This is a genomic window from Mangrovibacter sp. MFB070 (assembly GCF_000705335.1).
GTDB lineage: Bacteria > Pseudomonadota > Gammaproteobacteria > Enterobacterales > Enterobacteriaceae > Mangrovibacter > Mangrovibacter plantisponsor.
In genome coordinates this window covers 249,913-269,430 of the sequence record NZ_JJMI01000053.1, presented here as the reverse complement: position 1 = coordinate 269,430, position 19,518 = coordinate 249,913, and the positions used below count along the sequence as shown (strand labels likewise).

Annotated in this window: 21 protein-coding genes; 16 read left to right on the top strand and 5 right to left on the bottom strand. The window is 50.2% G+C overall.

From position 1 onward, the window contains the following. Positions 1 to 104 precede the first annotated feature (104 nt). On the top strand, positions 105 to 488 hold the full coding sequence (gene grcA / locus DT73_RS24355; RefSeq protein ID WP_036116431.1) for an autonomous glycyl radical cofactor GrcA: 384 nt from the start codon (positions 105 to 107) through the stop codon (positions 486 to 488). Between the two features lie 135 nt (positions 489 to 623). Here the strand turns inward: grcA and srmB are convergent, their stop codons facing one another. Then, positions 624 to 1,973, bottom strand: coding sequence for an ATP-dependent RNA helicase SrmB (srmB, locus tag DT73_RS24350; protein WP_036116430.1), 1,350 nt, complete (start codon positions 1,971 to 1,973; stop codon positions 624 to 626). 129 nt (positions 1,974 to 2,102) lie between these two features. Here srmB and DT73_RS24345 point away from each other — a divergent pair, with 129 nt between their 5' ends. Further along, positions 2,103 to 2,840 (top strand): tRNA1(Val) (adenine(37)-N6)-methyltransferase, encoded by a 738-nt coding sequence (locus tag DT73_RS24345; protein ID WP_036116429.1) that lies wholly within the window; start codon positions 2,103 to 2,105, stop codon positions 2,838 to 2,840. Here the strand turns inward: DT73_RS24345 and nadB are convergent. Continuing rightward, entirely contained in the window at positions 2,825 to 4,444 is a 1,620-nt protein-coding gene (nadB, locus tag DT73_RS24340; protein WP_036116427.1) for an L-aspartate oxidase, read from the bottom strand. The genes DT73_RS24345 and nadB overlap by 16 nt on opposite strands. Positions 4,445 to 4,868: 424 nt before the next feature. Here nadB and rpoE point away from each other — a divergent pair, with 424 nt between their 5' ends. The 11 genes from rpoE to acpS all read left to right on the top strand — a co-directional run bounded on the left by rpoE (position 4,869) and on the right by acpS (position 14,241). Beyond that, a complete protein-coding gene (rpoE, locus tag DT73_RS24335; protein ID WP_036116426.1) occupies positions 4,869 to 5,444 on the top strand; it encodes an RNA polymerase sigma factor RpoE in 576 nt (191 codons plus the stop codon). A gap of 33 nt (positions 5,445 to 5,477) precedes the next feature. Then, entirely contained in the window at positions 5,478 to 6,137 is a 660-nt protein-coding gene (rseA, locus tag DT73_RS24330; protein WP_036116423.1) for an anti-sigma-E factor RseA, read from the top strand. Next, complete coding sequence (rseB, locus tag DT73_RS24325) at positions 6,137 to 7,093, top strand: sigma-E factor regulatory protein RseB (RefSeq protein WP_036116421.1); 957 nt, start codon at positions 6,137 to 6,139, stop codon at positions 7,091 to 7,093. The genes rseA and rseB overlap by 1 nt, the downstream gene beginning before the upstream one ends. Next, entirely contained in the window at positions 7,090 to 7,569 is a 480-nt protein-coding gene (rseC, locus tag DT73_RS24320; protein WP_036116418.1) for a SoxR-reducing system protein RseC, read from the top strand. Before rseB ends, rseC begins: the two co-directional genes overlap by 4 nt. A gap of 202 nt (positions 7,570 to 7,771) precedes the next feature. Then, positions 7,772 to 9,571 (top strand): translation elongation factor 4, encoded by a 1,800-nt coding sequence (gene lepA, locus DT73_RS24315; protein ID WP_036116416.1) that lies wholly within the window; start codon positions 7,772 to 7,774, stop codon positions 9,569 to 9,571. A gap of 12 nt (positions 9,572 to 9,583) precedes the next feature. Beyond that, positions 9,584 to 10,558 carry a signal peptidase I gene (gene lepB / locus DT73_RS24310; RefSeq protein ID WP_036116414.1) on the top strand — a complete coding sequence of 325 codons (975 nt, stop codon included), beginning with the start codon at positions 9,584 to 9,586 and terminating at the stop codon, positions 10,556 to 10,558. A gap of 166 nt (positions 10,559 to 10,724) precedes the next feature. After that, positions 10,725 to 11,405, top strand: coding sequence for a ribonuclease III (gene rnc, locus DT73_RS24305; RefSeq protein WP_036116412.1), 681 nt, complete (start codon positions 10,725 to 10,727; stop codon positions 11,403 to 11,405). Next, a complete protein-coding gene (gene era / locus DT73_RS24300) occupies positions 11,402 to 12,307 on the top strand; it encodes a GTPase Era (RefSeq protein ID WP_036116411.1) in 906 nt (301 codons plus the stop codon). Before rnc ends, era begins: the two co-directional genes overlap by 4 nt. An 11-nt stretch (positions 12,308 to 12,318) precedes the next feature. Then, positions 12,319 to 13,059, top strand: a complete 741-nt coding sequence (gene recO / locus DT73_RS24295; protein ID WP_036116408.1) for a DNA repair protein RecO — start codon at positions 12,319 to 12,321, stop codon at positions 13,057 to 13,059. Between the two features lie 70 nt (positions 13,060 to 13,129). Next, positions 13,130 to 13,861, top strand: coding sequence for a pyridoxine 5'-phosphate synthase (gene pdxJ, locus DT73_RS24290; RefSeq protein WP_036116406.1), 732 nt, complete (start codon positions 13,130 to 13,132; stop codon positions 13,859 to 13,861). Beyond that, positions 13,861 to 14,241 carry a holo-ACP synthase gene (gene acpS, locus DT73_RS24285; protein WP_036116404.1) on the top strand — a complete coding sequence of 127 codons (381 nt, stop codon included), beginning with the start codon at positions 13,861 to 13,863 and terminating at the stop codon, positions 14,239 to 14,241. Before pdxJ ends, acpS begins: the two co-directional genes overlap by 1 nt. Here acpS and DT73_RS24280 read toward each other — a convergent pair. Together DT73_RS24280 and DT73_RS24275 are read right to left on the bottom strand one after the other, a co-directional pair. After that, a complete protein-coding gene (locus DT73_RS24280; RefSeq protein WP_036116401.1) occupies positions 14,238 to 14,498 on the bottom strand; it encodes a YfhL family 4Fe-4S dicluster ferredoxin in 261 nt (86 codons plus the stop codon). The genes acpS and DT73_RS24280 overlap by 4 nt on opposite strands. 46 nt (positions 14,499 to 14,544) lie before the next feature. Next, entirely contained in the window at positions 14,545 to 15,393 is an 849-nt protein-coding gene (locus tag DT73_RS24275; RefSeq protein ID WP_036116400.1) for a MurR/RpiR family transcriptional regulator, read from the bottom strand. Positions 15,394 to 15,515: 122 nt separating this feature from the next. Between DT73_RS24275 and murQ the strand changes: the two genes are divergently transcribed. The 3 genes from murQ to tadA all read left to right on the top strand — a co-directional run bounded on the left by murQ (position 15,516) and on the right by tadA (position 17,804). Beyond that, positions 15,516 to 16,415 carry an N-acetylmuramic acid 6-phosphate etherase gene (murQ, locus tag DT73_RS24270; RefSeq protein ID WP_036116399.1) on the top strand — a complete coding sequence of 300 codons (900 nt, stop codon included), beginning with the start codon at positions 15,516 to 15,518 and terminating at the stop codon, positions 16,413 to 16,415. Then, positions 16,402 to 17,073 (top strand): phosphatidylglycerophosphatase C, encoded by a 672-nt coding sequence (gene yfhb, locus DT73_RS24265; protein WP_051691532.1) that lies wholly within the window; start codon positions 16,402 to 16,404, stop codon positions 17,071 to 17,073. The genes murQ and yfhb overlap by 14 nt, the downstream gene beginning before the upstream one ends. Before the next feature lie 218 nt (positions 17,074 to 17,291). Then, entirely contained in the window at positions 17,292 to 17,804 is a 513-nt protein-coding gene (tadA, locus tag DT73_RS24260) for a tRNA adenosine(34) deaminase TadA (RefSeq protein WP_036116397.1), read from the top strand. Between the two features lie 3 nt (positions 17,805 to 17,807). Here tadA and mltF read toward each other — a convergent pair whose 3' ends face one another. Continuing rightward, a complete protein-coding gene (gene mltF / locus DT73_RS24255; RefSeq protein WP_084172353.1) occupies positions 17,808 to 19,253 on the bottom strand; it encodes a membrane-bound lytic murein transglycosylase MltF in 1,446 nt (481 codons plus the stop codon). Positions 19,254 to 19,518 lie beyond the last annotated feature (265 nt).

Sequence of the window (19,518 nt, the reverse complement as noted above, 5' to 3'; positions counted from 1 at the left end):
AAACCTGGCGACTGGTATATAAACAATATCGCAACAATGGTTTTACCAATTGGCCAGACACTGGCCATTAAAATCACGAAGAACTGCTCTTAGGGAGACATAGCATGATTACTGGTATTCAGATTACAAAAGCTGCAAATGACGATTTGATGAACTCTTTCTGGCTGCTGGACAGCGAAAAAGGTGAAGCACGTTGTGTTTGTGCGAAAGCAGGCTTTGCCGAAGATGAAGTGGTTTCAGTTAGCAAACTGGGTGAAATCGAATATCGCGAAATCCCAATGGAAGTTAAACCAGAAGTTCGTGTTGAAGGTGGTCAGCACCTGAACGTGAACGTACTGCGCCGTGAAACACTGGAAGACGCAGTGAAACACCCGGAAAAATACCCGCAGCTGACTATCCGTGTTTCTGGTTACGCAGTGCGTTTTAACTCACTGACGCCAGAACAGCAGCGTGATGTTATTGCCCGTACTTTCACTGAAAGTCTGTAATAGTACGCTAACCGTTTTTTTCAGCGCCATACCTGCGGGTGTGGCGTTTTTTTTGTGTTCATGGCCGGTCAATACAAATAAATAAGCCCGTGCATGAGCACAGGCTTATCGTGTGAAATAACGTGTCTGGGGCAATTATGACTGTTTGTCCGTGCCTTCTGCTTCTGGTGAAGTCTGTTTAGCAGCGGCTGGCTGGCGCCTTTTACCTACATTTTTGGTGTCACGGTGGCGCTGCTTCACTCGCCCTTTGGTTTTATCCTGCTCTTTTTTCTTCTCTTCACGGCGAGCTTTAACCTTTTTGGACGGTTTCCCTTTCAATTTGTCACTCGGGGTTCGCGTGGTGGGCCGAAGCTCCTCAATGACACGCGATTTGAGTGGCTCCTGAATATAACGCTCAATTTTACCCAGCAATAAATGGTCGTGCGCTTCAACTAACGAAATGGCTGTCCCTTTGCGTCCGGCGCGGCCGGTTCTGCCAATGCGGTGAAGGTAAGTGTCGCTCCCACGCGGCAAGTCGAAGTTAAATACATGGCTGACATCAGGAATATCAATACCACGAGCGGCAACATCCGTAGCAATAAGCACATTAACCCGGCCATCGGTCAGGCGTTTGATTGCTTCATTACGTTTAGCCTGAACCATTTCACCTTCGAGATAACAGGTTTGAATTCCTGCATCGCGCAGCCACCCGGCTAACTCATGCACACGTTCACGCTTACGCACAAAAACAATGGAACGAGTAACATCAGGCTGACCCAGCAGGTTTACCAGCAACGCAGTTTTATGCTCAACGTTGTCAGCACGGTAATACCACTGGTGTATTTTTTTTCGCTCACGAACGGATGGCGTGGCAGACACTTCAGCCGGGTCTTCAAGTAAACGTTCAGCAAAATCTTTTATCGCCTGCCCTTCAAGAGTGGCGGAAAACAACATGGTTTGTTTACGCCAGCGAGTTTCCCCTGAAATATGCTCAATATCCTGGGCAAAACCCATATCCAGCATCCGGTCTGCTTCATCGAGAATCAGCATTTCAACGGCGCGGCAGTCGAAATTCTCTTCTTTAATGTATTGCAGCAGGCGACCAGTTGTTGCAACAACAATGTCCTGGTTTTCACTGAATACTTCCGCATGGTTCATGTAAGCGACGCCGCCAGTAATGGTGGCAATATCCAGCTTTGTATGGGCAGCCAGCTCTTTGGCATGCTCTGCAACCTGCATTGCCAGCTCGCGAGTTGGCGTTAGGATCAACACCCGAGGAGGCCCTGACTTTTTACGCGGGAAATCGAGCAGATGTTGCATCACCGGCAGTAAGTAAGCCGCAGTCTTCCCGGTTCCGGTTGGTGCGGAGCCCAGGATATCGCGGCCCTCCAATGCAGGAGGAATTGCCTCAGCCTGAATAGCTGTTGGGCGAGTAAAGCCTTTATCCTGGAGTGCATCCAGCAGGCTTTCATCAAGTTCGAGTTCGGAAAAAGTGGTTACAGTCATCATCTACCTCTGAGTGGGGGGGCGATTATAGACGTTTAGGCTAATATGTTCATCTCTAATATCATGAACCCCTTTCCCCGTAACGCCCTTTCTCCTATGCTACAACGGATTCAGGTAAAGGTAGCAAGTATGACCGGGCATAAAGCAGTACTTCGTCGGGGTGGGTTCACCTTCAAACAATTTTTTGTGGCGCATGACCGTTGTGCGATGAAAGTCGGAACTGATGGTGTACTCCTGGGTGCCTGGGCACCTGTGGCCGGCGTGAAGCGCATCCTGGATATTGGCACGGGAAGTGGCTTACTGGCATTGATGCTGGCTCAGCGTACCCATGGGCATGCGTCCATTGATGCTGTTGAGATTGATAATGAAGCAGCTGTTCAGGCCCGGGAAAATGCTGCAGCTTCGCCATGGGCCGATAAAATTACGGTTCACCAGTCTGATATTAAACAGTGGCATTTGCAGCACACTGAACGTTATGAACTTATTGTCAGTAACCCGCCGTATTTCGACAAAGGTGTATCCTGCGCAACACCTCAGCGCGAGCATGCCCGTTACACTACGCAACTCGATCATAGCTCTCTTTTGCAGTGCGCGGCAGACCGCATTACTGAACAGGGCTTTTTTTGTGTTGTGTTGCCAGAATCAATAGGGCAGGCTTTTGTGTCGCAGGCAGAACAACAAGGCTGGCATTGCCGTTTTCGTGCAGATATCACTGAGCATGAAGGCAAGCCACCACACCGTGTGTTGCTTGGTTTATCGCCAACTGCCGGGGAATTTTTTGCAGAGCGAATAGTTATCCGCGGGCCAGACCAGCATTACTCAGAGGCTTACACCGGCCTGACCCAGGATTTCTATTTATTTATGTAGCTGGTGGGCGAAAGAATGGTTGGCCCGGATTCAGGCAACGTATCCGGGTAATCCAGCGTGTAATGAAGCCCACGGCTCTCTTTACGCATCAGAGCGCAACGGACAATTAGTTCAGCAACCTGAACCAGGTTACGCAGTTCCAGTAAATTATTGGAAACGCGGAAATTGGCATAATACTCATGGATTTCTTGCTGCAGCATCATGATACGCCGTAACGCCCGCTCAAGGCGTTTATTGGTTCGAACAATCCCCACGTAATCCCACATCAACAGGCGAAGTTCATGCCAGTTATGCTGAATGACCACCCGCTCATCGGCATCATCAACCCGGCTTTCATCCCAGACTGGCAGGTGTTGGACATGTTTGGTTGCAGGCAGCCGTTTGTTAATATCTTCTGCTGCAGACCAGCCATATACCAGGCATTCCAGCAATGAATTCGATGCCATGCGGTTAGCACCATGCAGCCCGGTATAGCTTACTTCACCAATGGCATATAACCCGTCAATATCGGTTCTCCCGTGTTCATCAATCATCACACCGCCGCAGGTGTAATGCGCAGCGGGAACAACGGGAACAGGGTCAGTAGTTAAATCAATACCCAGCGTTAACAGCTTCTCGTAAATCATGGGGAAGTGCTGGCGAATGAAAGGTGCGGGTTTATGGCTAATATTGAGGTACATGCAATCTGCGCCAAGGCGTTTCATTTCATGGTCAATTGCCCTGGCAACTACATCCCGGGGAGCAAGCTCTGCACGCGGATCGATCTCTGGCATGAAACGGGAACCATCTGCGCGGGTAAGATATGCGCCTTCGCCCCGGAGTGCTTCCGTTAATAAGAAGTTGCGTGCCTGTGGGTGAAATAACGCAGTGGGATGGAACTGGTTAAACTCAAGGTTTGCCACCCGGCAACCTGCGCGCCAGGCCATAGCTACGCCATCACCGGAAGCAATATCCGGGTTTGTCGTATACTGGTAGACCTTTGATGCACCTCCGGTAGCCAGTACCACAGAACGCGCCTTGCAGGTTTCCACTTTCTCTTTTTCACGGTTCCAAATCCACGCGCCGACCACTCGTCGGGTGCCGGATAAGCCAATCTTGTCGGAAATGATAAGGTCGACGGCATTAAACCGTTCGAGAACGCGAATATTGGGGTGGCTTAACGCCTGGCTGACAAGCGTGGTTTCGACAGCTTTACCGGTGGCATCTGCAGAGTGCAGAATTCGGCGATGGCTGTGTCCCCCTTCACGAGTCAGGTGATAGCCAGCTTCACCGTTTGGCTGAGTTTCAGTATCGAACATTACGCCCTGGTCTATCAGCCACTGAACGCAATGACGGGCATTGCTGGCAACAAACTCAACAGCACTCTGTTCGCAAATGCCCGCTCCGGCTACCAGCGTATCTTCCACATGTGCAGTGACACTGTCTGTTTCATCAAAAACAGCAGCAATTCCGCCTTGCGCATAAAAGGTGGAGCCTTCGCTGATGGGGCCTTTACTCAGTACAATCACCTTGTGGTTACTGGCAAGGCGTAACGCCAAAGACAAACCAGCAGCACCACTCCCTATAATCAGTACGTCACTAATATAATCAGATGAAGTTGTCATGATGTTGTGTTTAATTTACTAAACAAGATTTGCTGAGCATAGCACCAGGTTGTGAAAAAATGCACAATTTTTTTATTTTCGTAGCAAAGACTAAACAGGTAAGGTGGCGCAGACGGGGATAAAGCGCAAATTTAAGTAAATATTTGCGAGGCTTGTCCTTAGTCTGTGATTTTGAGGTGAAAAAACATGATGCATGAGATACCCTGCACAAGCCTGAACGCAAATTTCGGTTGCTAATATTTGCGTTCAGCTGCGGCAAAAAAGAATGAAAATGATATTTGTCCGTAATCAATGAACAAAAACAATAGCGTAATGGAACTCTGGTTGTTTCTGCGTGTCTTAGCTGGTGCTTGCTCATTGTGCGAAGACAGAGTGGCAGTTTGGTTACGCGTGGAAATTTGGGTTTGGGGAGAAATTACCTCGGATGAGCGAGCAGTTAGCGGATCAGGTTCTTGTCGAACGGGTCCAGAAGGGAGATCAAAAATCATTCAACTTACTGGTTGTTCGCTACCAGCATAAGGTTGCGAGTCTGGTTTCCCGTTATGTTCCTTCAGGTGATGTACCTGATGTGGTTCAGGAATCTTTCATTAAAGCATATCGCGCACTGGATTCTTTCCGGGGTGAAAGTGCTTTTTATACCTGGCTATATCGTATTGCGGTGAATACCGCGAAAAATTATTTGGTTGCTCAGGGGCGCCGCCCGCCATCCAGCGATGTTGATGCAAATGATGCTGAAAATTTCGAAACTGGTGGGGCATTGAAAGAAATTTCGAACCCTGAGAACTTAATGTTGTCTGAGGAACTGAGACAGATTGTTTTCCGGACAATTGAGTCCCTCCCGGAAGATTTGCGCATGGCTATTACATTGCGGGAGATTGAAGGGCTGAGCTATGAAGAAATAGCTGCCATCATGGACTGCCCTGTGGGTACGGTTCGTTCTCGTATCTTCCGGGCCAGGGAAGCAATTGATAATAAAGTTCAACCGCTTATCCGGCGTTGACGATAGCGGCATACTGGAAAAAGGTATCTAGGCATGCAGAAAGAAAAACTTTCCGCTCTTATGGATGGTGAAACACTGGACAGTGAAACTATCAGCGAGTTATCGCGCGATAAATCACTGTTACAGACGTGGGAAAGCTATCACCTTATCCGTGACACTCTTCGTGGCGATACAGGACCCGTCCTGGATTTTGATATTTCCGCCCGTGTTATGGAAGCCATTGAAAAAGAGCCCGCACGTAATCCGTCGCCTCTTATTACAGAATCTCAGCCAACGCCTCACCAATGGCAAAAAATGCCATTTTGGAAAAAGCTTCGCCCCTGGGCGAGCCAGCTTACCCAAATTGGTGTTGCCGCGTGTGTATCGCTTGCCGTGATAGTCGGCGTGCAGCAATATAATACCGGTGGCAGAGCAGCCGATTCAGTTGCTCAGCCTGAAACTCCGGTGTTTAATACCTTACCCATGATGGGGAAAGCCAGCCCGGTTAGCCTTGGTGTGCCATCTGACAGCATGAGTGTTGATGGTGGCCAGCAACAAATGCAGGAACAGCGCCGTCGCATTAATGCCATGTTGCAGGACTATGAACTGCAGCGCCGGTTGCACGCAGAAAAACTGCAATTTGAACAGGCACAAACTAAGCAGGCGGGTATTGAAGTTCCCGGCAATCAAACTTTAGGAACGCAATCGCAGTAATGAAGCAGCTTTTGTGCGTTGTCTCTTTACTGGCTGGTAGTGTTTTTTTTACGCATAACGCCTCGGCAGATACTACATCGCCCGGGGCGTTGTTGCAGGAAATGAACCAGGCCAGTCAGTCTCTGAACTATGAGCTTTCTTTTATCAGCATCAATAAACAGGGTGTGGAATCACTACGTTATTCTCATGCCCGGCTGAACAATGAAACTCTGGCTCAACTCCTTCAGATGGATGGCCCACGCCGTGAAGTCGTTCAGCGCGGCAATGAAATCAGCTATTTTGAGCCTGGTCTGGATCCTTTCACGCTTAACGGCGATTATATCGTCGATTCATTACCCTCTCTGGTCTACAGCGACTTCAAGCGTCTTGCGCCCTATTATGATTTTATTCCGGTAGGCCGTACCCGGGTTGCTGACAGGCTGTGCGAAGTGGTGCGTATTGTTGCCCGCGATGGTACTCGCTACAGCTACATTGTCTGGCTGGACAGCGAAACACACCTTCCGTTACGGGTTGATTTACTTGACCGCGATGGCGAAACACTGGAGCAGTTCCGGGTTATCTCCTTTACCGTTGAGCAGCAGGTACCGGACAAAATCAAGAAACTTGAAAAGGCCAGTTTACCGCCTCTGCTTTCTATGCCAGATACGGAAAAAAACAACTTCACCTGGGCTCCTACCTGGTTGCCACAGGGGTTTACTGAAGTATCCAGTAGCCGTCGCCCGATACCAACTCTTAGTGTTCCCGTAGAGTCTCGTCTCTATTCTGATGGCCTGTTCAGTTTTTCAATTAATATTAACCGTGCTGAAGGTGTTACAGGTGATCAGGTATTACGAACTGGCCGGCGAACTGTCAGCAGTGAAGTGCGTAACAGTATGGAAATTACTGTTGTGGGTGAGTTGCCTCCACAAACAGCAAAACGTATTGCAGACAGCGTAAAATTCAGGGCTACACAATGATTAAAGAGTGGGCAACCGTAATATCCTGGCAAGATGGCACTGCGACAGTGCAGTGCGATGTGCAAAGTGGCTGTAGCCAGTGTTCATCGCGCAAAGGTTGTGGTAGCCGGGTATTAAACAAACTTGGGCCAGAAACGGTACACCAAATTTCGGTTCACTCGACAGAGCCACTCAGCGCCGGGCAAAAAGTGGAACTGGGTATTGCTGAAAGCAGTTTGCTGGGCTCTGCTTTACTGGTTTATATGGTGCCACTGATTGGCCTGTTTATGGTGGCCGGTATCTGCCAGGGTGTTTTTGCCAGCAACCTCTGGACAGGCATTGGTGCACTGGCTGGTGGCCTGCTGGGGTTTTATGTTGCGCGCTGGGGCGCCTCCCGCCTGAGTGCACGCGCTTCAATGCACCCGGTTATTTTGAGCATTGGGTTGCCACCAGACGCCTGGCGTACTGTTGATTCATCCCCTGCCACCCCCAGGTAATCCCTCCCAAACACAACGGGTGCCCGCTGCTGCCTCTCAATAAATGAAGCAACCTTGATGCTGGAGTGCATGAGCATTTCCTCGCTTTCTGGTTGTAGTGTAGAATGCAGCGTTTCAGGCACCAGTCGGCCATAAAGATAGCAGGCTTATACTGCGCATAGCGCGGAGCCTCCCAGGATTTGAAAGGCATAAATCTCCACATATGAAGAACATACGCAACTTTTCTATCATCGCCCATATCGACCACGGTAAGTCGACTCTGTCGGACCGAATTATCCAGATTTGTGGCGGTTTGAGTGACCGGGAAATGGCCGCGCAGGTGCTGGATTCCATGGATCTTGAACGTGAGCGCGGTATTACCATTAAAGCGCAAAGCGTGACACTCGACTACAAAGCAACTGATGGCCAGGTTTATCAGTTAAACTTTATCGATACCCCGGGGCATGTTGACTTCTCCTATGAAGTTTCACGCTCGCTGGCCGCTTGTGAAGGGGCTCTGCTGGTGGTGGACGCCGGGCAAGGGGTTGAAGCGCAGACCCTGGCAAACTGCTACACCGCTATTGAGATGAATCTTGAAGTGGTGCCCGTACTGAACAAAATTGACTTACCGGCTGCAGACCCTGAGCGTGTCGCAGAAGAAATTGAAGACATCGTCGGTATTGATGCCGCTGATGCTGTGCGTTGCTCGGCTAAAACCGGTGTCGGTGTACCTGATGTGCTGGAACGCCTGGTCCGGGATATTCCGGCTCCGGAAGGCAGCCCTGAAGCACCGTTGCAGGCTCTGATTATCGACTCATGGTTCGATAACTACCTGGGCGTTGTCTCTTTGATTCGTATTAAAAACGGTAGCCTGCGCAAAGGCGATAAAGTCAAGGTGATGAGTACCGGGCAAACCTACAACGCAGACCGTTTGGGTATCTTTACGCCAAAACAAATTGATCGCGATGTCCTTAATTGCGGCGAGGTGGGTTGGTTAGTTTGCGCGATTAAAGATATCCATGGCGCGCCAGTGGGCGATACGCTGACTTTGGCTCGGGCACCAGCAGACAAAGCTCTGCCCGGTTTCAAAAAAGTGAAGCCGCAGGTATACGCAGGGTTATTCCCGGTCAGTTCCGATGACTATGAAGCGTTTCGTGATGCGCTGGGTAAACTCAGCCTGAACGATGCGTCTTTGTTCTATGAGCCGGAAACGTCCAGTGCACTGGGCTTTGGTTTCCGCTGCGGCTTCCTTGGCCTGCTCCATATGGAGATTATCCAGGAGCGTCTGGAGCGTGAATACGATCTGGACCTGATAACAACAGCGCCAACAGTGGTATATCAAATTGAAACCACGGCAGGTGAAGAGCTGTATGTTGACAGCCCCTCCAAATTACCTGCTATCAATAATATTGCGGAATTACGCGAACCCATTGCTGAATGTAACATGCTGTTGCCGCAGGAATATCTGGGCAACGTGATCACGCTGTGCATTGAGAAACGTGGTGTGCAGACAAACATGGTCTACCACGGCAACCAGGTCGCGCTGACTTACGAAATTCCAATGGCCGAAGTGGTTCTGGATTTCTTCGACCGCCTGAAATCAACCTCGCGTGGATATGCTTCGCTTGATTACAACTTCAAACGTTTCCAGACTTCCGACATGGTGCGTGTAGATGTATTAATCAATGGTGAGCGCGTGGATGCCCTGGCAATCATTACTCACCGGGATAACGCACCTTATCGTGGCCGTGACCTGGTTGAGAAAATGAAAGAGTTGATTCCGCGTCAGCAATTCGACATTGCAATTCAGGCCGCGATTGGTAACCACATTATTGCCCGTTCTACGGTGAAACAGTTACGTAAAAACGTACTGGCAAAATGTTATGGTGGTGACGTCAGCCGTAAGAAGAAACTGCTGCAGAAACAGAAAGAAGGTAAAAAACGCATGAAGCAGATCGGTAACGTAGAACTGCCTCAGGAAGCCTTCCTTGCAATTCTGCATGTGGGTAAAGATAGCAAATAATAAGGAGTTGGCATGGCAAATATGTTTGCCCTGGTCCTTGTCATTGCAACACTGGTGACGGGCGTATTATGGTGCATTGACAAGTTTATCTTTGCACCAAAACGACGTGAGAAGCAGGCCGCCGCACAGGCGGCCACAGACGGTACACTTGATGCAAAAACATTGAAGAAAGTTGGGCCTAAGCCTGGCTGGATGGAAACCGGCGCATCAATTTTTCCGGTTCTTGCCATTGTTTTGATTGTCCGTTCATTTATCTTCGAACCCTTCCAAATTCCATCGGGTTCTATGATGCCGACGTTGTTGATAGGCGATTTTATTCTGGTAGAGAAATTCGCCTATGGCATTAAAGATCCTATTTTCCAAAAAACACTGATTGAAACCGGGCACCCTAAACGTGGCGATATTGCAGTATTCAAATATCCCAAAGACCCGAGTCTTGATTACATTAAACGTGTTATTGGTCTGCCCGGTGATCGCATTACTTATGATCCATCAACCAAGGAACTGACTATTCAGCCGAATTGCAGTTCAGGCCAGGCATGTGGCAGCGCGTTGCCGATTACTTATTCAAACGTTGAAGCCAGTGATTTCGTTCAGACATTTGAACGTACCAGCGGTGGTGAGGCTTCAAGTGGTTTCTGGCAATTACCGCAAAACCAGACAAAAGATGGCGGTATCCGCCTTGCTGAGCGTCAAGAGAGCCTGGGTAACGTAACTCACCGTATCCTCACGGTGCCTATTGCTCAGGATCAACTGGGGATGTATTACCAGCAACCAGGCCAGCCACTGGCGACCTGGGTTGTGCCACCTGGTGAATATTTTATGATGGGTGACAACCGTGATAACAGCGCAGACAGCCGTTATTGGGGTTTTGTACCTGAGGCTAATTTGGTTGGTAAAGCTACTGCAATCTGGATGAGTTTCGAAAAACAGGAAGGTGAGTGGCCGACTGGCATTAGATTTAGCCGAATAGGTGGAATTCATTAATTAAAAGATTAATCAGATAACGACATCCCTTGTCGTTGTGTATAGAATATCCCCCCGTGTTTTTAGGTTGGCTCCCTTAAATGGGAGCCACAGCACACGAAACAGGTTTGGAAATCAGCTCTGTTCCGTGTGCTGAATTGTTGACGCATTCATTAATTGGTATCACATGAACCCCATCTTAATTAATCGGCTTCAGCGGAAGCTGGGCTACACTTTTCATCATCAGGATCTTTTGCAGCAGGCATTAACCCACCGTAGTGCCAGTAGCAAGCATAATGAACGTCTGGAGTTTCTTGGTGACTCTATTCTTAGCTATGTTATTGCTAATGCGCTCTATCACCGTTTCCCTCGGGTGGACGAAGGGGATATGAGCCGTATGCGTGCCACATTGGTGCGGGGTAATACACTGGCGGAAATTGCCCGTGAATTTGAATTGGGTGAATGCCTGCGTTTGGGGCCGGGCGAATTGAAAAGTGGGGGGTTCCGTCGGGAGTCTATTCTGGCGGACACAGTAGAAGCACTGATTGGCGGTGTTTTTCTCGACAGTGATATCCAAACGGTTGAACGTTTGATCCTTAGTTGGTATCAAACGCGCCTGGATGAAATCAGCCCGGGTGATAAACAAAAAGATCCGAAAACGCGTTTACAAGAATTTCTGCAAGGGCGTCATTTACCGTTGCCTGGTTATCTGGTTGTTCAGGTACGGGGCGAAGCCCATGACCAGGAATTCACGATTCACTGCCAGGTTAGTGGCCTGAACGAACCCGTGGTTGGCACTGGTTCCAGCCGCCGCAAAGCGGAGCAGGCAGCCGCTGAACAGGCGCTAAAACAGCTGGAGCTGGAATGAGCGAAGAAAATACTTACTGCGGGTTTATTGCAATAGTAGGGCGTCCGAACGTGGGTAAATCCACGTTGTTGAACAAACTGCTGGGGCAAAAGATTTCCATCACCTCGCGCAAAGCGCAGACGACACGTCACCGTATCGTCGGCATCCATACTGAAGGCCCGTATCAGGCAATTTATGTTGATACCCCAGGCTTACATATGGAAGAAAAACGGGCGATTAACCGCCTGATGAACCGTGCTGCAAGTAGCTCGATTGGCGATGTAGAACTGGTCATTTTCGTTGTTGAAGGCACTCGCTGGACGCCAGATGACGAAATGGTGCTCAACAAGCTAAAAGATGGCAAAGCCCCGGTCATTCTTGCTGTGAATAAAGTGGATAACGTGGCAGACAAAGCCGACCTGTTACCCCATTTACAGTTCCTGGGCCAGCAGATGAACTTCCTCGATATTGTGCCGATTTCCGCAGAAGACGGTACTAATGTTGACACCATCGCGAGCATTGTCCGTAAACATCTGCCGGAAGCTATTCACCATTTCCCGGAAGACTATATTACGGATCGCTCACAGCGCTTTATGGCCTCAGAAATCATTCGTGAAAAACTGATGCGTTTCCTGGGTGCCGAATTACCGTATTCCGTTACCGTCGAAATTGAGCGTTTTGTTACTAACGAACGTGGTGGATACGATATCAATGGCCTGATTCTGGTGGAGAGAGAAGGCCAGAAAAAAATGGTTATTGGCAACAAAGGCGCCAAAATAAAAACCATTGGTATTGAAGCCCGCAAAGACATGGAAGACATGTTCGAAGCCAAAGTGCATCTTGAACTGTGGGTGAAGGTGAAATCAGGCTGGGCTGATGACGAACGGGCGCTGCGTAGCCTGGGTTATGTCGATGATCTTTAAGGTCTGATACAGTGGAAGGCTGGCAGCGGGCTTTTGTTTTGCATGGTCGCCCCTGGAGCGAAACCAGCCTTCTTCTGGATTTGTTCACTGAAGAACAAGGGCGCATACGCGTAATTGCTAAAGGTGCCCGTTCCCGCCGTTCCCACCTTAAAGGCACTCTCCAGCCCTTCACTCCACTTCTGGTTCGTTGGGGTGGTCGGGGTGAGGTGAAAACTCTGCGCAGTGCTGAAGCCGTCTCACTGGCATTACCCCTTACTGGCATTGCACTGTACAGCGGTCTGTATATCAATGAACTGCTTTCCCGGGTACTTGAGCAAGAAACCCGCTATTCCGCACTGTTTTTCGACTATCTGCACTGCATCCAGAATCTGGCTGGTGCCACCGGTTCCCCGGAACCTGCGTTACGCCAGTTTGAACTGGCGCTGTTGTCCTGCCTGGGTTATGGCGTTGATTTTCTGCACTGTGCTGGCTCAGGAGCGCAGGTGGATGACACCATGACTTATCGTTACCGCGAAGAAAAAGGCTTTATTGCCAGCCTGGTCATCGATAACACCAGTTTTACTGGCCGCCAACTCAAAGCGCTCGCCAGCCGTGAGTTTCCTGATGCTGATACCCTTCGTGCCGCCAAACGGTTTACCCGTATCGCCCTCAAACCTTATCTGGGTGGAAAACCGCTGAAAAGCCGGGAACTTTTCCGCCAGTTCCTGCCGAAAAAATCACCGCTTACTCCCGATGGCGGTAGTGAACATTAAGCGAACGTAGCCAGGCTTTCGTTGCGCGGTGTACACTCCGCTAATATCGTATTCATAACGGAGAGCTGTCATGGCTGATTTGTTGTTAGGCGTTAACATTGATCACATTGCGACGTTGCGTAATGCACGCGGAACCGCATACCCGGATCCCGTTCAGGCTGCGTTTATTGCAGAGCAGGCAGGAGCTGATGGCATCACGGTGCATTTACGTGAGGATCGCCGCCACATTACTGATCGTGATGTGCGTATTTTACGCCAGACACTGCATACCCGAATGAACCTCGAAATGGCAGTTACAGAAGAGATGGTTGGCATTGCCTGTGAAACCCGCCCGCATTTTTGCTGCCTGGTGCCAGAAAAACGCCAGGAAGTAACGACGGAAGGTGGGTTGGATGTCGCCGGGCAACCTGAAAAACTGGCAGACGCCTGCAAACGCCTGGCTGCGGCAGGCATTCAGGTTTCTTTGTTTATCGACCCTGAACATGCCCAAATTGATGCCGCAGTGGCGGCTGGTGCCCCCTATATCGAACTGCATACCGGTTGCTATGCTGATGCAGAAGATGAAGTCTCGCAGGCGAAAGAGCTGGCCCGTATTAAAGAGGCTGCTCAATATGCAGCAAGCAAAGGTCTGAAAGTGAATGCAGGGCACGGTCTGACTTACCACAATGTCCAGGCAATAGCAGCCATTCCGGAAATGCATGAACTGAACATTGGCCATGCGATTATTGGCCGTGCGGTAATGTCCGGGCTGAAAGAAGCTGTCAGTGAAATGAAACGCCTGATGCTGGAAGCCCGTGGCTGATGGCTATTGTTGGTATTGGTACGGATATCGTTGAAATTGCCCGTATCGAAGCTGTGATGGCGCGCACTGGTGAACGTTTTGCAAAGCGAATTCTTCATGCAAACGAATGGCAACAGTTTGCCGCTCACCAGCAGCCAGCACGTTTCCTGGCAAAGCGTTTTGCAGTGAAAGAAGCTGCATCGAAAGCCATGGGGACAGGTATTCGCAATGGCCTGGCATTTGAGCAGTTTGAGGTGGTGAACGACGCGCTTGGCAAACCTCAACTCTGCTTACATGGTGAAGCAGCAGCACTGGCTGAAAAGTTGGGAGTGAACTTCATGCATGTTTCTATTGCCGATGAACGGCATTACGCCTGTGCTTCAGTGATATTTGAGCGTTAGATTTTATCCGCATGATGGAGCAGGACGAATTTATCCCATAACTGCTCCTCATTTTCCTGGTGTGCCGGGTCCGTAATAATGGTATTGGGAATGGGGCACACTTTCTGGCAGGTTGGCGTTTCGTAGTGGCCGATACATTCTGTGCACCGGTCTGCGTCAATCTGGTAGATATCCGCGCCCATGGAGATAGCCTGGTTCGGGCACTCTGGCTCACACATATCGCAGTTAATACATTTTTTAGTGATCAGTAGTGCCATGATGCAGTCTCGGTAACGCAGAAAAAATGGGCTGGCATTATACGCTTTAACTGAGTTTTTTTACCAGTTCCTCACTGTGGCGGATGCGACCCGGGGCATTATCGATATCCTGCTGTACCAACCCCATGAATAAGAGGTCAGCCAGCATCATTTGAGCTGAATTTGCGGATATAGACGCACTGCGTGTCGCCTGCTCTTCGGCAATGGTATACAGGCAGTGTGTTGCCCGTTGTTGCAGGCTATTCGGTGTAAAACCGGTAATCGCCAGCACTTTTGCTCCCACCCGTAGTGCTTCATCTGCGGCAAGATTAATCTCGCGCCGCTCTCCCGTATAGGAAATAGCCAGAAATACATCTTCCTGGTTCATTGCCTGCACACTGGATAATAATGCGTGGGTATCTAATACGGGGGCGGCGCGCAGGCCAATTTTCATCATCTTCCAGGCCATGTTCTGCGCCACTAACCCGGATGCGCCAATCCCGGTAAGAATGATTTGCCGCGCACGGCGCAATAAGGTAACACTGCTGACCAGTTTTTCTTCGGTGTTGACATCCAGCGAAGCATGCATCGCCGCGACGTTATCTTTTATGAGTTTTTCACCCACCAGGCGTAAAGGGTCATCGCCCAGAATCTGGTTATGAACCGGCACGGAATGGGGGTTAGGCGAATTGGCAAGCGCATCGCTGATTGCCAGTTTCAGGGCGGGAAAACCTTTATATCCGAGCTTCTGCGCAAACTTTACCACACTGGACTGGCTGACACCGGATTCTTGCGCCAGTTGCTGTGAGCTTAAATGGCGGGCATGATCAGGATTAGCCAGGATGAAATCAGCAAGTTTACGGTCACTCTGAGCCAGTACAGGGTAACGCTGGCGAATGCGAATCAGGCAGTTCATGGTCATTCCATTTGTCAGTATGCGGGCCGGTTGGGTAGCATGCGGCCAGAAATCTCGCAGAAAAGAATTTAATATTCCATTATAACGCGATTGTTGTGAATTAAATATTCTGAGGAAAAGAAATGAATCTTGGTGCTCTGGTATCAGAAAGCCGCAATCCCGAAACTATGGATTTAGACGCACTCTCTACACTGGAGATGGTGACACGCTTTAACCAGCAGGATGAGCGTGTTGCTCCGGCAGTTCAGCTTACATTGCCAGAAGTGGCGAAGGCGGTTGATGCTGCGGCAACAGCATTAAAGTCCGGTGGGCGAATCATCTATATGGGGGCGGGAACAAGTGGCCGCCTGGGAGTGCTGGATGCATCTGAATGCCCGCCTACTTTTGGGGTACCTCACGGTTTGGTTATTGGCCTGATTGCGGGTGGCCCCTCTGCGTTACTGAAAGCGGTAGAAGGTGCAGAAGACTCCCCGGAGCTGGGCGAAACTGACCTGAAAAACCTTAATTTGGCTGAAAACGACATTGTTATCGGGCTGGCGGCTTCCGGCCGCACGCCTTACGTGATTGGCGGCCTGAAGTATGCCCGTAGCCTGGGGTGTTGCGCGGTGGCAATTTCATGCAACCCGGATTCCCCTATTGCGCGGGTGGCGGACATCGCTATTTCACCTGTCGTTGGGCCAGAAGCACTTACCGGGTCGACTCGCCTGAAATCCGGCACCGCGCAGAAACTGGTACTGAACATGATCTCTACCGGTGCAATGGTTCGGTTTGGCAAGGTCTGGCAAAACTTAATGGTGGATGTGAAAGCCACTAACGTGAAACTTGTCGACCGTACCTGCCGCATTGTTACCGAGGCGACAGGCCTGAGTTATGAGGCGGCAAAAGCCTTACTGGAGCAAACAGGGTATGAAGCGAAACCCGCTATTCTGATGGCGCTCTCCGGGCTCAATGCTCCTGCAGCAAAAGACAGGCTGGCTCGCCATAACGGTTTTCTGCGTGAGGCGCTGAATGATAAAACCTGAGGAAAATCAGCCAGCGGTAACACAGCAATCTGCAGAGCGGCGCATTGTCTTTTTTGACCTGGACGGTACATTGCACCGGGAAGATTTATTCGGTGAATTTATGCTTTTTTTACTCCGCCGCCAGCCATTGAATGTTCTTTTATTGCTCATGGTATTGCCGCTGGTGGTGGTGGGGTTTTTGTTGCAGGGTAGGGCTGTGCGCTGGCCAGTGAGCCTGCTGCTATGGAGTTTAACTTTTGGGCGCAGGCAGTCGCGGTTGTTAGCGCTGGAGCAGGAATTCACGCTGGCGTTTCGTGAACGGGCGACAATATTTGAGAGAGTTCAGGCAAGGCTCGAAGATTACGCCCGTCAGGAAAATGTCGATATCTGGTTAATTACTGGTTCACCGGAAAGCCTGGTGCGCAAAGTGTATGGCCAGGCCCCCTGGTTTGCATCCGTAAACCTGATAGGCAGCAAGATAACCCGGGGGCGTGGCGCCTGGTGCCTGTCACGGCGCTGTTTTGGTAAAGAAAAAGTAGCGCAGCTCAGGTTGCGTATTGGCGAGCCACTGTCGCTATACAGCGGTTACAGTGACAGTGTCCAGGATAACCCTTTGCTGGCTTTCTGCCAGCATCGCTGGCGTGTTACACCGGGTGGTGAACTGGAACAATGGCGCTGAACTTGCCCGCTTCTTCTTATGTGCTGTCTGTGTATAATGCGCGGCGCCTGGTTAATTTAGCCTTTAGCCTGGTATCTCAGGTGTAACTGCGTTGTTCGCCATGTTCAGGCCGGTGCCCCGGTGCCGGGTATCAGGCTGCTTGTGCAACTCTGCCCGCCAGAACCATTATGAGGAGGCACCAGCTATGCCAATCCTTTTGCTACTCACTGGAGAGAATTGTGACCGGAAGTGAAACTGACCATATCCGCTGGATGCGCCATGCGCTTACCCTTGCTCAGCGCGCCTGGGATGAGGGCGAGGTTCCGGTTGGAGCTGTGCTGGTTTACCAGGGCCAGGTGATTGGTGAGGGCTGGAACCGGCCTATTGGTCACCATGACCCAACAGCGCATGCTGAAATGATGGCTCTGCGCCAGGGGGGAATAGTGCTGCAAAACTACCGCCTGCTTGATACCACGCTATATGTTACGCTGGAACCCTGCGTGATGTGTGCCGGGGCTATGGTACACAGCAGAATAGGGCAGTTAATATACGGAGCCAGTGATGTCAAGACAGGGGCTGCGGGCTCGCTGATGGATGTTCTCGGGCATCCTGGCATGAATCATAAAGTATCGGTGGCTGGCGGTGTGTTGGCGCAAGAGTGTGCTGGTTTACTGAGCGATTTCTTTCGTATGCGCCGCCAGGTGCACAAGGCTAATAAACAGGCAACCAGGCAACAATCTGAAGAGCAGTGATTATCAGCGCAACCTTATATCAGGCATCAATTCCGCCAGTTGTGTTTTGTTCTGGTCGCTTTGTGCCACTTTCTCTTTTTCACGCAGGTATCCGGCAAGGCTCAACTGATAGCGCCGGATATTTTCAACATATTTATAAGCTTCATTACCACGCGCATAGCCGTATGTCGTTTTACTGTAATAGCGCTTCTGGCTAAGCAGTGGCAAACGCTGTTTAACATCAGACCAGCTGTCAGGGTTACCTTTCTGGCGGGCAGTAAGTGCTCTGGCATCCATCATATGCGCATATCCCATATTGTAGGCGGCCAGCGCAAACCAAATCCGCTCATCTTCCGGAATGGTTTGTGGAATTTTGTCCATCAGCCTTGACAGGTAACGTGCACCACCGCTGATACTCTGCTCCGGGTCGAGCCGGTCAGACAGGCCCATGCTTTGCGCTGTGTTGCGGGTTAACATCATCAACCCGCGAACACCTGTCGGTGAAGTTGCCAGTGGATCCCAGTGGGATTCCTGGTAGGAAATCGCTGCCAGTAACTCCCAGTTCATACCTGTGGCATATTTCTCAAACAGGGGGCGTAAATCGGGCAATATGTTGTCAATTGCGCGCAAAAAAGTTCGTGTGTCGACATAGTCAAAATCACCAACGTGCCCCAGGTATTTTTCTTCCAGCCGTGCAAGGGTACCGTCTTCTCCCATGCGGTTAAAAAAATCCAGCATCGCAGCAGGCAGGCTGCCATCATTTTCTTTGCGGCTGAACCAGGTAACGGGTTGTTCATCGGTGACATCCTGCACAATCGCCAGTTGTGGATGGACGCGCTGAAATACACTGATTGCGACGGAATCGGCAATAGTAAAGTTAATTTTCCCTTCAACCACTTGCTCCATCAGCGTTGTCATGTTGTGCCGGGCATCGGTTTGCCAGGTCAGATCCGGGTAGTGGGTTTCTTTCAGTGCTTTCAGATCATCAATAACAGCCTGGCCTGGGGAGAGCACCAGTTCACCGGGTTTGACACCCCCCAGAGAACGTGGGTGCGGGCTACCCATGCGATACACCATTTGTTGTGATACTGAATAGTAGGTTGGCCCGGCCTGGTAATTTTTAGTGCGTTGCGGGCTGTAGATAAGCCCGGCAGCAAGAATGTCTGCTTTACCACTGTCCAGGTCATCGAACAGTTGGTTCACGTTCTGGCGAACGGTGACTTCGAGTTTAACACCCAGGTAATCGGCAAACTCACTGGCAAGTTGGTAATCCAGCCCATCGGGTTTGCCATTGACTGAGTTCCAGGTAAGAGGTGAGCTGATTGTGCTGACGCGTAAAACCCCCCGGGACTGAATTCCGGCGATTTCATTTTCGGCTTTGCCTAACCAGGAAATTGAGGGCCACAATGCCACTGCAAGCAACAAGGTTACGACACCGATGAGAAGATAATTAATTTTTAACTTTTTCAATTAGTTAAATCTTTACGGTGTAAAACAGTCAGCTAACAATAGTCATTCAATAGTGGTATCCAGTGAGGAACTGAGCGGCATTTTGCTTAACAAAACGCCAGTTGGCAACCCGTCCGCACAAATTGCCACAATAACAGACATTGCTGGTGAGGGATTTTATTTCTGCGCAAACGGTTTCGTCAGAGGCCGGTATTCTCTATAATGACGCCCGTTTTCCCCCGAAATACCTGGCTAAGCGTCTATTGGCCCTTCGAAGACGAGAGAT

Bases quoted from the DNA above. Each gene is read 5' to 3' on its own strand.
- DT73_RS24280 (WP_036116401.1), bottom strand. From the start codon at position 14,498: ATGGCACTACTGATCACTAAAAAATGTATTAACTGCGATATGTGTGAG.
- rseA (WP_036116423.1), top strand. From the start codon at position 5,478: ATGCAGAAAGAAAAACTTTCCGCTCTTATGGATGGTGAAACACTGGAC.
- rpoE (WP_036116426.1), top strand. From the start codon at position 4,869: ATGAGCGAGCAGTTAGCGGATCAGGTTCTTGTCGAACGGGTCCAGAAG.
- era (WP_036116411.1), top strand. From the start codon at position 11,402: ATGAGCGAAGAAAATACTTACTGCGGGTTTATTGCAATAGTAGGGCGT.
- grcA (WP_036116431.1), top strand. From the start codon at position 105: ATGATTACTGGTATTCAGATTACAAAAGCTGCAAATGACGATTTGATG.
- pdxJ (WP_036116406.1), top strand. From the start codon at position 13,130: ATGGCTGATTTGTTGTTAGGCGTTAACATTGATCACATTGCGACGTTG.
- murQ (WP_036116399.1), top strand. From the start codon at position 15,516: ATGAATCTTGGTGCTCTGGTATCAGAAAGCCGCAATCCCGAAACTATG.
- srmB (WP_036116430.1), bottom strand. From the start codon at position 1,973: ATGACTGTAACCACTTTTTCCGAACTCGAACTTGATGAAAGCCTGCTG.
- lepA (WP_036116416.1), top strand. From the start codon at position 7,772: ATGAAGAACATACGCAACTTTTCTATCATCGCCCATATCGACCACGGT.
- rseC (WP_036116418.1), top strand. From the start codon at position 7,090: ATGATTAAAGAGTGGGCAACCGTAATATCCTGGCAAGATGGCACTGCG.
- DT73_RS24275 (WP_036116400.1), bottom strand. From the start codon at position 15,393: ATGAACTGCCTGATTCGCATTCGCCAGCGTTACCCTGTACTGGCTCAG.
- lepB (WP_036116414.1), top strand. From the start codon at position 9,584: ATGGCAAATATGTTTGCCCTGGTCCTTGTCATTGCAACACTGGTGACG.
- nadB (WP_036116427.1), bottom strand. From the start codon at position 4,444: ATGACAACTTCATCTGATTATATTAGTGACGTACTGATTATAGGGAGT.
- yfhb (WP_051691532.1), top strand. From the start codon at position 16,402: ATGATAAAACCTGAGGAAAATCAGCCAGCGGTAACACAGCAATCTGCA.
- DT73_RS24345 (WP_036116429.1), top strand. From the start codon at position 2,103: ATGACCGGGCATAAAGCAGTACTTCGTCGGGGTGGGTTCACCTTCAAA.
- acpS (WP_036116404.1), top strand. From the start codon at position 13,861: ATGGCTATTGTTGGTATTGGTACGGATATCGTTGAAATTGCCCGTATC.
- rnc (WP_036116412.1), top strand. From the start codon at position 10,725: ATGAACCCCATCTTAATTAATCGGCTTCAGCGGAAGCTGGGCTACACT.
- rseB (WP_036116421.1), top strand. From the start codon at position 6,137: ATGAAGCAGCTTTTGTGCGTTGTCTCTTTACTGGCTGGTAGTGTTTTT.